This is a genomic window from Chthoniobacterales bacterium (genome assembly GCA_039930045.1).
Classification (GTDB): Bacteria; Verrucomicrobiota; Verrucomicrobiia; order Chthoniobacterales; family DASVRZ01; genus DASVRZ01.
In genome coordinates this window covers 151,992-166,402 of sequence record JBDSQB010000014.1, presented here as the reverse complement: position 1 = coordinate 166,402, position 14,411 = coordinate 151,992, and the positions used below count along the sequence as shown (strand labels likewise).

The following is a 14,411-nucleotide window of genomic DNA, read 5'->3' as shown; positions in this document are numbered from 1 at the left end:
GGGCAACCGACTTCCCCCAACGGGCAACCGACTTCCCCCAACGGGCAACCGACTTCCCCCAACGGGCAACCGACTTCCCCCAACGGGCAACCGACTTCCCCCAACGGGCAACTGACTTCCCCCAACGGGCAACTGACTTCCCCCAACGGGCTCGCCGCTTTCCCCCAACGGGCAGACGCCCTTCTCTCAACGGACACACGACTTCCCCCGATGGTCCATGTGTGGCATCGGGATCATGGATCGAAACGCTTGTGCATAGCAGGTCGGCATTCCTTCGCGGCTTTTTCCGCTTTACTTCTTTCTTGGATGCCCGCGATTCAAGTTTCGCTCTGCTTCACCATGTCTGACATCGCCATCAGCGTCAAAGAACTCGGCAAGAAGTATCTGATCCGACATCAGCGCGAGACTCACCGCTACAAGACGGTGCGGGAGGCGCTGGCTGGAAAACTCACGTCGCTTTTTCATGACAAGGACAGCATTGCCCCGGCCATACGGGAAGAATTCTGGGCTCTCAAAGAGGTCTCCTTTGACATCAAACAAGGCGAGGCAGTGGGCATCATTGGCCGCAACGGAGCGGGCAAATCTACCTTGCTCAAACTCCTTAGCCGAATCACGGAACCCAGCACCGGCAGCATCGATCTCCACGGGCGCGTCGCCAGTTTATTGGAAGTCGGCACCGGGTTTCACCAGGAGTTGACCGGGCGCGAAAACATTTACCTAAACGGCTCCATCCTCGGCATGAGTCGCATGGAAGTGCGCTCCAAATTTGACGAGATCGTCGCCTTTGCCGAGGTCGAAAAATTTCTCGACACCCCGGTGAAGCGCTACAGCTCGGGCATGTATATGCGACTCGCCTTTGCCGTGGCCGCCCACCTCGAGCCGGAGATTTTGATCGTCGATGAAGTCCTCGCCGTGGGCGACGCCGCCTTCCAGAAAAGATGCCTCGGAAAAATGGGCCAGGTAACGTCGTCTGGGCGAACGGTGTTATTCGTCAGCCACCAGATCAATGCTATCGAGCAACTCTGCAGTAGAGTGATCCAACTCGACTCCGGCCGCATCAAGGCCGACAGCCGGGATATTCGCGAAGTCACCCAAAATTATCTATTTGGCGGAACTGACGCAGAAACGAAGGGTGTGGCGAGTTGGAAGCCGGCAAACACCTCCACTAGCAATCCTTACTTCTCACCTGAGGAATTCTATTTGGGAAACAGGAACGGCGATCTACTGACCATGCCTGTATCCAACGAGTCGGAGATTTGGATTTATCTTAAAGCACGTGTTGAAAACCCCGATCCCTCCCTCACGATCGGCTGCGCCATTTATGCGGAGAGTGGCGAGCTTCTTTTTTGGTCCTATCAAACAGACACCGACTCCGAAAATTGGCCTTCCCTTTCTAAAGGAGAGAATATTTTGAAAACACGCATGCCGTCTCACTTCCTCAATGAAGGCATTTACCGGATCGAACTGATCGGTGGCCTGCACCACCGCGAATGGCTGTTCCCGCCCGGCAACAGCCCCGCCATCAGCCTCAACATTCAGGGTGGGCTCAGTTCCTCTCCACTGTGGACAGCCAAAAGACCGGGCCTGCTCGCTCCCATTCTTCCTTGGACGATATGAAAGGCATACGACTCCTCAAAAGGTTGGCTTCGGCCATCAAATTTGAGCACACGCAAGAAAGCTACGCGCAAGCCGGCGAGGATCGCGTTCTGCGATTTTTGTTTGATTTGTTGGGAGTGCCTCATCCGACTTACTTGGACATCGGGGCGCATCATCCCACCTACCTAAGCAATACCTATCTCTTTTACAAACAAGGTGCGAGAGGCGTCTGCGTGGAGCCCGATCCCACTCTACATCAGCGTATTCAGCAAAAAAGGCCCAGAGATGTCTGCCTCAACATTGGCGTCGCCACAGGCGAGGACACAAGTCTGGAATTTTATGTTTTCGACAATGCGACAATGAACACGTTCTCACCCGAAATTCGGGATGAGCAAATCGCCAATGGAAGGGTGAACACGCAGTGCCTGCAAATTCCCGTCGCAAACGTCAACGACGTGATCGAGCATCATCTCCCCGGGGTTCTTCATCTCGTTTCTCTCGATACCGAAGGCTGGGATTTGATAATCCTGCAAAGTTTCAATTTTGAAAAATGTCGCCCCACCGCGTTTTGTATCGAGACGCTGGAAAACACCATCGAACGCAAAATTGCGCCGATCATCGACTTCATGATCTCGAAGAACTATCGGATTTTCGCCGACACCTATCTGAACACTATTTTTGTCGATAACAATGTCTGGAACGCCCGTCCATCCATCGCCGTGCAGGTCGATGCGGTGCCGTAAAGTATTTCCTAACCCCGCTTCTCAGCTTACTTTAGCAGTCCGTTTCCATGAGCCTTCATCACTCCCTTTCCCGGCTGCGATTTGCCTGCTGGCCCCCGCGCTTCGGCTTTCGAGCGCATTTTCGCCGATTCCGGGCACGGGCACAATTCTGGCAGCAGTATGAGGCGTACTGCGCTCTTTCTCCGGCGGAAGACCGCCCGCAGGAAAAATATTTTTATCCCTGTCTGGACGATGCAACCGACACCACCCCGGTTGATCCCAGCTATTACTTCCAAGACGCCTGGGCATTTGAGAAAATCTTCAAGGCCCAACCCGCTTCTCACATCGACGTGGGATCGCATCACAAGTTTGTCTCCCTTCTTTCCAAGGTCGTACCCACGACGATGGTCGATCTGCGGCCTTTGCCGGTGACACTCGCCAGCCTTGCCTTTAAGGAAGGCACGATTGTCGATCTGCCTTTTGCCGACGCCAGCGTTCCGTCTGTTTCCAGCCTTTGCGTGGTCGAACACATTGGGCTCGGGCGTTACGGCGATCCGCTCGATCCTGAAGGAACTGTCAAGGCGGTGGAGGAGTTAAAGCGGATCGTCGAACCCGGTGGAGACCTCTACATTTCGGTGCCGGTGGATGACGTAAATCGGATCTACTTCAATGCGCATCGAGCGTTTTGCGAACCTTACTTGGAGAAACTTTTTGCACCCTTTGAGATTGTGGAGCGCCGATATATCTTCGGCAATGATTTCACCGAAACACTTCAACCCGGCTTCGGAACTGGCTGCTATCACCTTAGAAGACTCCACCAAAATTAGGCAGTTCCGAAATCTTTAGGCCGCTGGTTCAAATATCTGGCTGCTTGACTATTTCTGACTTTGAACTTTCAAAGTTGGGCACTGCGAAGCCATATATTTTCTCAGTCTCGTTGGTAAAGACAGGAACTGAAAATTCTTGGACGATCTGTTGCACGGGAGGCATTCCGAAAAAAACTACGTAGTGGAGATGGTGGTAATGAGGACGAAAAGCACGCCACCGCTCGAGCGCATTTGCAGCGTCGTCCACAATCGTCGAGGTCCCAAGCACGCCAAGAGCTGTCATGGCTGCGGGTGAGCTTCCCATGTTGCCTCCGCCAGGACTGCGTTCTGTCTGAACGAAGACCATTGCATAGTCCCCGTGCTGGAACGCATTCCCTGCGAGCGACTGCAGAGTTAGCAAATTTGGATTGGAAGATATCGGAAGAGTGGCGTTTCTCTTGAGAAAGAATAATACATTGGTCCCACTAGTCACTAGTCCCATGCCTATAAAAAGCAGAATTGCTAACGGAGCCCTTGCAAAAACGGTTTGGCACTTGACCGTCAGCCGCGTAATGACCGCCGCTGCCGCCAAGGCTAAAAAGGGGGTTGTGATTAAACTATAATATTCGTGCGGATAGTTAATATTTGGAAATACCAGCCAATATCCGATGACGACGCCACACGTGAAGAATAGTACCACCAAAAAATTTCCTCTTTGGTGCGTGCGAAAAGCTTCGTATGCCGCATACAGCAATCCAGACAATATCAGAAGAGCTGCCAGAGGTCCCGCACAGGCCGAAACGAAGCGTTTTGCCATCGCTACAATCCACCCGACAGTAAACAACTTATCCCACCCGAGAAGACCTAGAGGATTAACCCCCTCTGTAAAAAAAGAGGCGTTGTTAACCTGGCTTGCATGATGACTCCATAATAAGAAACTAATGCCTGAGGGAACCAGCCATACTAGAAGCAGCAACGCCGACTTTCGTTGTTCCCGCCCCCCTGTACCGATTGCCAATGAGATCAGACAAATCACCGGAAAAAGATACAGGGCCTTGATCAAGGCAGTGACTATGGCAAAAAAACAAAAACAAAGTGAAATCCAGACAGTTTTTGGGGGGATTTCGGCGAGAAGCTGCGCCGCCATGTAAAACGCACCCAAGGCGGCAAGATTTGCCAGCGGATCGATCAGCACGGACGACATGTAAGTCAAATTGAGAGGGGCACTCAGGTAAAGTAGGGCGGCCAGCAGACCGGAAGGCATTCCCATAATGCGGCGTCCCATCAAAAAAACGATCCCAGCACTGGCGAGGGTGACTAATAAATTAAAAACTCTTGCCACAGCGATGGTGTGACCAAAGCCTTTCATTAACATAGCTGCCAGAGCTTGATATAATGGGAACTCCAGCACAAATATGCCTGGCTCCCCTATATAGTTTGTTCTTGGATTCAAGAGATCAATCCCTGTCTCATTGTAAAGCTCGACCGTGCTCCATGTTTGAGATTGACGGAAGTTATGCGCATCAAAAGGCGGCCTGTTCAGATGGGGACTCTGGGTTAAAATAATAAATGCCAAGGCAAGAACACAGAATAGCGCACTGACAAACATTCCACACCTACCCAAGGGTGCTGGCTGGAGAATAGGAGATTCCAGAGTAGTTATTTTCATATTTGGAAATTCTTTCTCATAAAGGGAATTCAGCCAATGCTAAGAAATAAAGTGCATCATCTAAGAATACAGATCTCATGCAACCACCATTTTCGGAGTCCACAGAAAGCCGTTGTATAGTAACATCTCTATTAGTCTTATGCCGCCGATGTTTTCCATCATAACCCCCACTTATAATGCTTATGACGGACTAGTACAGTCGGCCGCCTCGGTAATGAGCCAAATGAGCAGCCTATTTGAGTATTGGGTCATCGATGGCGGGTCGTCGGATGAAACACGCGAATGGCTGCGTGCGCAGAATAATCCTCGCCTCCACAGCATTTCTGAACCCGATTCTGGGGTTTATGACGCCATGAACAAAGGCATCGGATTGGCCAAGGGTAATTTTTTGCTTTTTTTAGGGGCCGGCGATCTTTTAGAGCCGGGCATATTATCTAAGGCAGCAGAACGCATTACCCATTTGCCATCCGGCAAGCTAAGTTTTCTCTACGGGAATGTCCGTTACCGCTCAGAGAATCGTGTGGGCGACGGATCATTTTCCAAACACCGTCTATGCACGTCCAACATCTGCCACCAAGGTATCTTCTACGAAAAACAACTGTTCACCAAGCTAGGCTCCTACGAGTTAAAGTATCGAGTGTATGCCGATTGGGCTTTTAATCTTCAATGCTTAGGGAATCCCCAGGTGCAGACTGTTTACTGGGACGAGGTCATTGCCGATTACGAGGGCGGCGGACTTTCTGACCGGGTGCAGGATGTACCATTTGCCCAAAACCGGCTGCGTCTCATTCAAGAACATTTCGGATTACATTACGCGGTGGGGCATTGGCTCCGCTCGCAGTGGCAGCATCGTTGGGAGCAGCTTGTTACCCGTCAGCAGAACCACTCTAAACATCCATGATGCCCACCCTAGGTTTCGTTCTGTTAGTAAACCCACATAGCCCTCTCAGCCAAACGGAACGCCTGATCCGCACACTGAACCGGATGTTCGATTTTCCGCCTATTGCCTGCCATCACGACTTTGGGAAGAGTCAGGAATTCATTCAAAATCTTCCCGATAACGTCAAAGTTGTCCGTCCCCATGTGAACACCCGGTGGGCCGACTTCAGTTGCATTGAGGCAGCGGTCAAAGCCCTCCGGCTACTCTACTCCGGGGAGAAAACACCCGACTGGTTTATCTATCTCAGCGGGGCCGATTATCCCATTAAGCCCGCGGCAACTATCCTGTCAGATCTAGCTGCCAGCCCGTACGATGCCCATATAGAACATCTTGCCGTTGACAAACTGACACCCACGCCATCCAACCCATTCCATCCCGAGGGATACAAAGGCCCACACTGGCTGCGCTACTGCCACAAGCTATTTTGTTCCCGGAGATTACGGGTGCCATGGATTAGTCGGCACCTGAGGCTTACGAGTCGCGCATACTGGCTGGAGCATCCATTTTTTACTACAGGACAGCTTCCTTTCTCAGACACGCTTCGCTGCTTTGCAGGCGAGGCTTGGTTCTGTGCCAACCGCAAATCAGCACAAGCCATTCTAGGTTTTTACGATACCGACACGAAGCTCGCGCCACACTACCGGAAGGTGCTGGTCCCCGAGGAATCCTACTTCCACACCGTTTTGGCGAATGCGCCCGGACTCAAGCTCAGTCAGGATCACTTGCGTTATATTGATTGGACCCACGGCGGAAGCAGTCCTAAGATTCTCACCTCGAATGATCTGCCCCGGATGATGGCCACAACGGCTCACTTTGCCCGTAAATTTGCCCCTGCTGCCGATCCCTTCATTCTGGATAGGATTGATGAGGTCTTGGGATCATGAGCGAATCCATCCGGAACTGGGAAGCCCCCACTAGCACTGGAAACCACTTTGCTGTTCTCGACGGAATAAGGGGTGTTGCCATTTTAATGGTCGTTATTTTCCACGCCTTTTACACCAATCCAGATGCAGGCCGTCTTTCACAAACAGCCGGCTTGTTGATCGGGGGCGGCGTCATGGGAGTTCCTATTTTTTTTGTCCTATCTGGCTTCCTTATCTCCTATCCTTTTTTCCGGCAAAAAGTCAGAAATCCTCATTTATGGTGGATCCCGGGCTATGCAACCCGCCGGGCGGGGAAGATACTTCCTCCATATTTCCTCGCGCTGATTATTTTTACGGTTTACTATTGCGTTCGCTTTTCAGATACTGCCTATATCAAATCGGCAGCCCAGTGGGCTCTGGGCCTTCCTAATTTTATTCGAAGTGACGGCGTTGGGTTTCAGGTTCCTTTCTGGAGCTTAGTCGTTGAGATGCATTTTTATCTTCTCACGCCGGTATTGTTTTTTCTCTTAAGGCGATTAACGGCGAGACATTCTGCAGTGCTGCTTTTTTTAGCTTTTTTAGCCATCCCACTCATAGTCCGGCAACTCACTTGGCCAGACCACGCACCATCTTTGCTAAATATTCAATTCTCGATAGTCCGCTTCCCCTGCCAAATGGACTATTTCTGCTGGGGCATCCTCTTCTCGTTCATCTTTATGTCTGTCTTTCCGTTGCGAGACGAGCTTCGCTCATTGAGCATACTTGGCTATGCAGGTGCGATTCTCGTGATTACGAATCTATGTATGTATGCCTTATGGACTAATGCTTACAACATTCCCGCCCATCCAACCCGGTGGAGTGTTGAAACACTCCACCTAATGTCTGGATTCTCTGCATTCCTTTTGCTCTTTCTCGTATTTGACCCAACCTGCCTTGCCACTCGCATCCTCTCTCATCCCGCACTTCGTTTCGTGGGTATTGTAAGCTATGAATGGTATCTATTTCATCAGCCCGTGGTTCATCTTTTCCAGGAAACAATTGGCCAGACGCATGGTTCATTTACCGTATATATCCTAAAAACTGTGACTCCGCTGGCCTTGACCTTTGGTTTCTCCGTTTTGGTGTATCACAACTTCTCTCTTCCTCTGCTAAATCGGATTCGCGGCGTAAAATCACATCATGCCAAATGACTCACCCCCGGCCATGTGAATGCGAATGAAAGCAGCCGGAACTGTAGATTATGTGCTCGTATTTGATTTCAGTCCTCATCCGCACCTTCAACTCTGCTAAGACCCTTCCGAAGGTCATGGCCCGGCTTGCTCTGTCACCTGGAGATGAAATCATTGTCGTTGATTCGGGTTCCACGGATGCCACTTTGCAGATTGCCCAAGGCTCGGGCGCGAGAATCGTCCCTGCCCCAAGCCCCTTCAACTACAGCAAATCCCTCAACCTCGGTTTCCAGGCGGCAAAAAATCCTTGGGTGCTCGTGCTCAGTTCCCACGCCACTCCACAAAACCCGAATTTTCTAGAGCTTTACCGGGCAGAAATAACGCATTTGCCGGGGAATGTGGCTGTCATTTACGGCCCTTCCACCATCACCGGTAAGAGCGGTCTGTCTGAGGCAGAAAATAAGATCAGCTTCCACAGCAAGGATAACTTCCAAAAAATCATCCATCTCTGCGGGAACGGCAACGCTTTCTATCGAAAAGCGGTTTGGGAGACACTCCGTTTTGATGAAAATATTCGCACTGCTGAGGACAAGATCTGGCTTCTAACCGCACTCGACCACGGATATGATTTTGCCTTCCTACCGGAAGCCTGCACTCTCAATCAAAATCAAGCCTCTCTCCGTTACATGTATCGCAAGGGTTATGGTGATGCCAAGGCCGCTCCCCGCTCCGCCAGCCATCGCCCAATGGGCCTTTATCAACTTGGAGGCGCGCTCAAGAACCAGACCCTGCCCAGGCTGCGCGGCGAGATCGACCATGGAAACTGGCTCCGCTACAGTGCTCATATTCTAGGCCAATTTTTTGGTTCCCGCGGCGAGCAAAACAACCATCCGGGCTACCTAAGTAAATGAGCATGCTGTCAACCGCTTCGCCATCAGTCTGGCTCTGTCAGGGATGGCACCTGCCTAATACCGCAAAAGCGTTTCAAAACCGCCAAGCTCTGGCTGCGTTTTGGATGTCCGATAAGAATCGAACTGGGATCGCTCCGGAGTTTTTTCGCCGCTGCTGGCCCTTTCACCTAGCCATGAAGCCCTTCTACCATCTGGCTCCGCAGATATGGATCGAACACGCCTTCTATGCATTTTTCCCTATTTGGAAACACTGGGTTCTCGCGCAAAAGGTGCCGCGGGCCAATGTGGTCCAGTCGATCATGGGGTATGCGTCCGAGCCTTTCGACATGGCGGACAAACATGGCATGCTAAAAGTGGTCGATTGCCCGAACAGTCATCCCGTGACGCAATATGGTTTCTGGCAGAGAGAGTGCGATCTCTGGTGCCCCGGCGAGCGTGTGCCGATCCCGGCCTGGATGTTTGCCCGGATGACGCGGGAATTGGAGCGCGCGGACTTGATTCTGGTGCAATCGGATTTTTGCAAGGAATCGATGCTTCTCAACGGGATCTCCGGGGACAAGGTTCTCGTCAATCCCATGGGTGTGGACACGAGCATTTTCAAGAAACGATCACAAGTCCCGGAGAAGCCGCTCTTTGTGACGGTCGGCACGATCTGCCTGCGCAAGGGGCACCAGTATCTCTTCCGCGCGTGGGAGATTGTAAAACGCCAGTTGCCGGAAGCCGAGTTGGTGTGTGTGGGAGCCTACAAAACGGATTTTCGCCTCGAGAAACCCCGGTGGCATGGGACTTTCACTCATATCGAACATCTGTCGCACCCCGAGATTGCGGAGCTTTTCCAACGCAGCACTGCCTTCGTTTTTCCGTCGCAAGAGGAAGGCATCGCCCGTGCCCAGATTGAGGCGTTGGCTTCTGGACTCCCGCTCATCGGCACTCATGCCGGCGGGGCATCGACTCTGGTTCAGAACGGAATCGAAGGGTTTATCGTCAACGGGAGAAATCCTGAGGAGATCGCCAATGCAATGCTAAAAATCTGGCGTGACCGCGAACTCAACCAACGAATGAGCGACGCTGCCCATGCCCGTGGCGCCCTGCAAAACACCTGGCAGGATTACGGCGACCGTCTGCTGGCGGTGTATTCGACATTGATTTGACTCTCACTGGCCCCCATTTTCTGTTTCGCCCATGTCTGCCTATCGATTTCTCCGAAGCCTGCCCCGCCGTTTAGAGTCATGCATTTCCAAGTGGCTCGTCCTTAGTTCAGCGTCGGCCACCGAAAGCGATCTGGCGCTGGAGCGTTGGAGGGAGAGCTTGAGGAATCCCACCCAGTTTTATAAAACTTGTGTGGCCTTTTTTTACAAACACCTGCCGGACGATATCCGTGCGCACCGGCGGTATTTCAATGCCGAGCAGCGAGGCTTTGGCGAGGAGGCCTTCCACGTGATGTGGTGGATGCTATTCCGAGAATTTCGACCGAGGCATTTTCTGGAGATCGGCGTTTATCGAGGACAAACCCTCAGCCTAGCCGCATTGCTGCAAAGGAAGCTGGGCATAGAAGGTTCGGTGACTGGAATTTCGCCTTTCACCTCATCCGGCGACGCCGTTAGCCAATACCGCAAGGACTTGGATTACAGAGCGGACACTCTCGCAAATTTCGTCCATTTCAATCTAACTCCGCCCAATTTGGTAAAAGCTTACTCCACTGATCCGGCCGCCTTGGAAGCGATTGGGAACGGGGCTTGGGATTGCATCTACATCGATGGGAATCACGACTACGAAGTGGCCCTAGCGGACTTGCTGGCCTGCTCGCGAGCTTTACAGCCGGGCGGCATATTGGTTTTGGACGACTCCGGCTTGTCGACCTCTTATCTTCCGCCGGCTTTCGCGACCGGCGGTCATCCCGGCCCATCCCAAGTCGCTTCTGAAATCGAGCCCAAGGAGTTTGAGGAGATTTTGCAGGTGGGGCACAATCGGGTTTTTCGCAAGCTCGCCTAGATGAAAATCGCTCTGCTGACGACGGACAGTCGCGAGCATTTCGGGGAGTATGAGCGAAGCGCGCCCTACTTCGGGACGGCCCCCGAAGCCTTGTTGCAAGGTTTCGCTATGCTGCCCGAGGTCGAGGTGCATGTGGTTTCCTGCCTGCAAAAGCCGGTGCAATCTCCCGAGAAAATCGCGCCAAATATCTGGTTCCATGGCTTGCATGTGCCAAAGAGTGGCTGGCTGCGGACAGGATACCAAGGTTGCATCCGTGCTATTCGGAATACACTGAAACAGATTCAACCTGACATCGTTCATGGACAGGGAACCGAGCGCGATTGCGCGATCAGTGCGGTGCTCTCCGGATATCCCAATGTGCTCACCATTCACGGAAATATGCAGGTAATCGCCGGCATGCAAAACGCGCGTCCACTTTCATTCTACTGGCTGGCGGCCAAACTGGAGCGCTTTTCTTTGCAACGCACAGATGGTGTAGTCTGCATCACAGATTATACCCGCAAAAATGTCACATCTTTAGCTCGGCGGACTTGGTTGGTTCCCAACGCGGTCGATGCGTCGTTCTTCGACATTCGCCCCCAGGAGCAACCCAGTCCCACGATGCTCTATGTGGGAAATATTTCTCCACGAAAAAATCAGAATGCGTTCATCGAGGCGATGGATGGCGTTTCGGAAATGCGGAAGCAGCGGCTGGTTTTCTTGGGGTCAAAAGACTCAAACGACCCATATGCGAAAAGGTTCGATCACTTACTCGCAGAACGCCCTTGGTGTACTTACGGGGGTTTCGCAGACCGGGAAAGATTGAAACTCTATCTTAGCCAGGCGCAGTTGCTGGTGCTTGCTTCACTGGAGGACAATTGCCCCATGGTCGTTCTGGAGGCGATGGCGTCAGGGTTACCGGTGATTGCATCGGAAGTCGGTGGTATTCCCGAGCTCATCACGGACCGGCAGACAGGTTTTCTCTGCGACCCGACCAATCTGGATTCTATGCGCACGATCGTGAATCAATTTTTAGACGACCGCGCCTTGGGACAGGAAATCGGAGTCACTGCCAGAAAGAAAGCGCTAACTTCTTTTCATCCAAAGATCATTGCGTCGCACCATCTGGAGATTTACCGGGACGTGCTGGCGAGAAGGTGAGAACTTATTTTCGTCTCCGATAAACAACCACGTCCCAACTAGATCGACGGTTGTAAACCGGCAGATGGCCGATCTTCACGGGAGAATCAATTTCCTGAGCATGGATAAGTTCAAAGTTCTTTTCGTAGATCCAAGCCGGAATGTCAGGAGGCGCATGAAATGGTGTGGCATTGGAAGTAAAGGCAAAGAGGTCGATCTGCGAGACATGCTCGTCCGTCAGCACTGACGACATATCTGTTACTATGAAGCCGGTCCGTTTGAAATCGAAATACGACGCCGCAGTGCTGGCGACAGTCAGAGGAGAGTCGCCTGTCTCTTTGCGAAGCTGACTGATGAATTGATTGATCCGCAGCGATGTCGGCTGCACCGCGTAACCAATGGCAAATTCTCTCAGTGTGAATGGCAAGGCCACCAGGCTTAGGAATAACGTGCCGATTAACACGGTCGTGATAGCTGAAATGGGCAGCCGGCGTTCGGTCTCAAAAACAAGGCCTACGAATAAGATGGCTATGATCGCTGCGGTAAACGAGGTGTAGCAGGGCTGGTAGGGAAAGATGAGCGGTGGAAAAAAAGCCGCGCAGGCTATCGCCAAAACACACAGCCAACGAAGGTCTGTCGCTCCCGATTTCCGGCGACGGAGAAAATAGACGAGCGCCAGCAAAGCGACAAAGACCAGATGGCACATCATCCATTGATAACGAATGCTGTTATAACGTTTGAAGGCGCTGAGATAATGATGAAAGTCGCCTTTTAGCAGGGCAGCAAAATATCCGGCACCGGCTGTGCCATTGGTGGATTTGCCAGAAGCATTGGTGGCGAAACGACTAATGGCGCTCGGATCATTCAGCCACTGAATGACAAACAAACCTACCAACGGAATCACCACACCTGCGACCGCTGCCGCAGCCAGCCGCAGAATACGCGAGATAGATATTTCTTTCGCCTGGTATTTGGGCAAGGTCTTAACCATGACCATGGCCATAATGACCCCGCAATTCATCACGAAGCCAAAAGGCGAGATCAAGCCATTCACTCCGGCGACGAGCATGGTGAGGAAGATTCTTTTCTCACTCAGAGGACCGCGAAAAATCATCAGGCTGCCCAACATCACAGCAAAGCTGAGGGAGTCGGGACGCTCCCGCTGAGTCCAAAAAGGGCCAATCGGAAGCAGGAGAAGAAGCAGTCCCAGCAAACACAGACAGGCAATGGAATCGCGTTTGCTACAGAACCTGGGAGCGATATAAAACCAAAACATCAGTCCCGCCAGCGAGGAAGTTAGGAAGTCAAAAACCTCATCCGCCTTTGCGCTGACTCCGGCCACTTTCACATAGAAGCCGTAGAGATACGGTGCCAGCGGTGGATAATTGGAATAAAACTGAGGAGTGAGAGAGTGATGCGCCGGACTCAATCGTTCAACCAGTCCTTCGCCACGAGCAAAATTTATCCCCGGGTCCTTGAAGCAAATTAGGTCTCCACTAGGAATCCTCGGAGGCGTTAGCAAGATGATGGTCAACCATAAGCCAAAACCTAACAGAGCAAGGACGGTTCCCTTTTTTCTCAAGTTCACATTTTCGATCTCGTCAGGCATATCAAGCGGCATGAACACTGATTAGCGAGGGGAACACAAGCGGTATACTGCATCCAGTTGACGCGCGACTTCAACCCAGGTCTTCGGGGCGCAATGGGCGTGCTTGATTTTGCCAGAGAGAAGTGCTTTCAGCTTTTTGATGATCGAAACCGGATCCGAGATGGGAGCATAACTGGCCGAATCACCAAAGGCACTTCGCGCCCAGGGAAGATCGCTTAATAACAGAGGACAACCGCAGGCCGCTGCCTCCAATGCAGAAAGGCTTAAGCTTTCCATCGTGCTCAGGAGCACAAAACCCGTAGCTTCACGGTAAATCCGCGCCAGCTTGGTGCGGTCTGAAATGCCGCCCTCGTATCGAATCAAACCCTGCGACTGCTGGACGACTCCAAGAAATTTCAGGTAGTACGGATCCGTGGGAGAATAAGGCTCTCCAATAATCCATAGAGAAGTTCCCGCAGCAGTGGCCGCCTCGGCGAGTTCCAGCACTTGTTTGCGCGGGGTAATGGTCGCCGTGCAGACAAGATAGTTCTTCTTCTCGACTTCCGAAATCGTCTCAAAAAACATTTCCTCCACTCCATTCGGGATCACATGGATTTTCTTTTGGTTCGCTCCAAACATTTCCTGCATGAGCCGAGCTTCCCAAGACGTTAGGGCAATGAAAGCATCCGCGTCCCGATAGGCTTCCCAAGCGAGCTTGGAAAGAAAGGCTGCGGGCATGAGTCTCTGACACGTCTGCTTGAGTAGCTTCTGGGCCCACCTAGCTTGGGACGAGCGCGAGCCGAGGCCAGAATGCAACTCGGCCACGACGACTTTCATTCCTTTCTGATGCGCAAACCGGATGTAGCCTTCATCTGGCCGACCAAAATAATGGATGATGTCCCCACGCTGCGCATCATCCCACCAGCGGACGTATTCGACTTCGAGTCCGATCTGTTCCAGAGCCAGCTTCGTCTGTTCGATCTGGGTTTGAAACCCACCATGCGCCAGGAAAAATGGCGAGTGATGGTCGAATAAA

At 52.1% G+C, this 14,411-nt stretch carries 14 protein-coding genes; 11 read left to right on the top strand and 3 right to left on the bottom strand.

What is annotated here, in order from left to right; all coding sequences use genetic code 11:
• Positions 1-339: 339 nt before the first annotated feature.
• Genes ABIT76_11150 through ABIT76_11140 form a run of 3 tightly spaced genes read left to right on the top strand, consistent with a single transcriptional unit; the run spans position 340 to position 3,145 of the window.
• Positions 340-1,617, top strand: a complete 1,278-nt coding sequence (locus ABIT76_11150; GenBank protein ID MEO7933703.1) for an ABC transporter ATP-binding protein — start codon at positions 340-342, stop codon at positions 1,615-1,617.
• Positions 1,614-2,339 (top strand): FkbM family methyltransferase, encoded by a 726-nt coding sequence (locus ABIT76_11145; protein ID MEO7933702.1) that lies wholly within the window; start codon positions 1,614-1,616, stop codon positions 2,337-2,339. Before ABIT76_11150 ends, ABIT76_11145 begins: the two co-directional genes overlap by 4 nt.
• A 47-nt stretch (positions 2,340-2,386) precedes the next feature.
• Complete coding sequence (locus ABIT76_11140; GenBank protein ID MEO7933701.1) at positions 2,387-3,145, top strand: DUF268 domain-containing protein; 759 nt, start codon at positions 2,387-2,389, stop codon at positions 3,143-3,145.
• Between the two features lie 28 nt (positions 3,146-3,173).
• On the opposite strand, the gene ABIT76_11135 is transcribed toward ABIT76_11140, so the two are convergent.
• Positions 3,174-4,793: a hypothetical protein gene (locus tag ABIT76_11135; GenBank protein ID MEO7933700.1), complete on the bottom strand. Its 1,620-nt coding sequence runs from the start codon at positions 4,791-4,793 to the stop codon at positions 3,174-3,176.
• Positions 4,794-4,941: 148 nt separating this feature from the next.
• Between ABIT76_11135 and ABIT76_11130 the strand changes: the two genes are divergently transcribed.
• The 7 genes from ABIT76_11130 (at position 4,942) to ABIT76_11100 (ending at position 11,808) form a co-directional block, all read left to right on the top strand.
• Complete coding sequence (locus ABIT76_11130; GenBank protein ID MEO7933699.1) at positions 4,942-5,694, top strand: glycosyltransferase family 2 protein; 753 nt, start codon at positions 4,942-4,944, stop codon at positions 5,692-5,694.
• On the top strand, positions 5,691-6,617 hold the full coding sequence (locus ABIT76_11125; protein MEO7933698.1) for a beta-1,6-N-acetylglucosaminyltransferase: 927 nt from the start codon (positions 5,691-5,693) through the stop codon (positions 6,615-6,617). The genes ABIT76_11130 and ABIT76_11125 overlap by 4 nt, the downstream gene beginning before the upstream one ends.
• Positions 6,614-7,786: an acyltransferase gene (locus tag ABIT76_11120; protein ID MEO7933697.1), complete on the top strand. Its 1,173-nt coding sequence runs from the start codon at positions 6,614-6,616 to the stop codon at positions 7,784-7,786. The genes ABIT76_11125 and ABIT76_11120 overlap by 4 nt, the downstream gene beginning before the upstream one ends.
• A gap of 62 nt (positions 7,787-7,848) precedes the next feature.
• Entirely contained in the window at positions 7,849-8,676 is an 828-nt protein-coding gene (locus ABIT76_11115; protein MEO7933696.1) for a glycosyltransferase family 2 protein, read from the top strand.
• Between the two features lie 173 nt (positions 8,677-8,849).
• Entirely contained in the window at positions 8,850-9,827 is a 978-nt protein-coding gene (locus tag ABIT76_11110) for a glycosyltransferase family 4 protein (GenBank protein ID MEO7933695.1), read from the top strand.
• A 190-nt stretch (positions 9,828-10,017) separates the two neighbouring features.
• On the top strand, positions 10,018-10,668 hold the full coding sequence (locus tag ABIT76_11105) for a class I SAM-dependent methyltransferase (protein ID MEO7933694.1): 651 nt from the start codon (positions 10,018-10,020) through the stop codon (positions 10,666-10,668).
• A complete protein-coding gene (locus tag ABIT76_11100; GenBank protein MEO7933693.1) occupies positions 10,669-11,808 on the top strand; it encodes a glycosyltransferase family 4 protein in 1,140 nt (379 codons plus the stop codon). It begins immediately after the preceding gene.
• A 4-nt stretch (positions 11,809-11,812) separates the two neighbouring features.
• Here the strand turns inward: ABIT76_11100 and ABIT76_11095 are convergent, their stop codons facing one another.
• Together ABIT76_11095 and ABIT76_11090 are read right to left on the bottom strand one after the other, a co-directional pair.
• The gene (locus ABIT76_11095) at positions 11,813-13,396 is read right to left on the bottom strand and encodes a hypothetical protein (GenBank protein MEO7933692.1); all 1,584 of its coding nucleotides are present in this window, start codon (positions 13,394-13,396) and stop codon (positions 11,813-11,815) included.
• A gap of 21 nt (positions 13,397-13,417) precedes the next feature.
• Positions 13,418-14,269, bottom strand: coding sequence for a glycosyltransferase family 4 protein (locus ABIT76_11090; GenBank protein ID MEO7933691.1), 852 nt, complete (start codon positions 14,267-14,269; stop codon positions 13,418-13,420).
• Here ABIT76_11090 and ABIT76_11085 point away from each other — a divergent pair.
• Complete coding sequence (locus ABIT76_11085; GenBank protein MEO7933690.1) at positions 14,186-14,410, top strand: hypothetical protein; 225 nt, start codon at positions 14,186-14,188, stop codon at positions 14,408-14,410. The two genes, ABIT76_11090 and ABIT76_11085, sit on opposite strands and share 84 nt — an antisense overlap.
• The last annotated feature ends 1 nt before the right edge of the window (position 14,411 follow it).

Bases quoted from the DNA above. Each gene is read 5' to 3' on its own strand.
- ABIT76_11145 (MEO7933702.1), top strand. From the start codon at position 1,614: ATGAAAGGCATACGACTCCTCAAAAGGTTGGCTTCGGCCATCAAATTT.
- ABIT76_11120 (MEO7933697.1), top strand. From the start codon at position 6,614: ATGAGCGAATCCATCCGGAACTGGGAAGCCCCCACTAGCACTGGAAAC.
- ABIT76_11130 (MEO7933699.1), top strand. From the start codon at position 4,942: ATGTTTTCCATCATAACCCCCACTTATAATGCTTATGACGGACTAGTA.
- ABIT76_11135 (MEO7933700.1), bottom strand. From the start codon at position 4,793: ATGAAAATAACTACTCTGGAATCTCCTATTCTCCAGCCAGCACCCTTG.
- ABIT76_11100 (MEO7933693.1), top strand. From the start codon at position 10,669: ATGAAAATCGCTCTGCTGACGACGGACAGTCGCGAGCATTTCGGGGAG.
- ABIT76_11085 (MEO7933690.1), top strand. From the start codon at position 14,186: ATGCAACTCGGCCACGACGACTTTCATTCCTTTCTGATGCGCAAACCG.
- ABIT76_11140 (MEO7933701.1), top strand. From the start codon at position 2,387: ATGAGCCTTCATCACTCCCTTTCCCGGCTGCGATTTGCCTGCTGGCCC.
- ABIT76_11095 (MEO7933692.1), bottom strand. From the start codon at position 13,396: ATGCCTGACGAGATCGAAAATGTGAACTTGAGAAAAAAGGGAACCGTC.
- ABIT76_11125 (MEO7933698.1), top strand. From the start codon at position 5,691: ATGATGCCCACCCTAGGTTTCGTTCTGTTAGTAAACCCACATAGCCCT.
- ABIT76_11110 (MEO7933695.1), top strand. From the start codon at position 8,850: ATGAAGCCCTTCTACCATCTGGCTCCGCAGATATGGATCGAACACGCC.
- ABIT76_11150 (MEO7933703.1), top strand. From the start codon at position 340: ATGTCTGACATCGCCATCAGCGTCAAAGAACTCGGCAAGAAGTATCTG.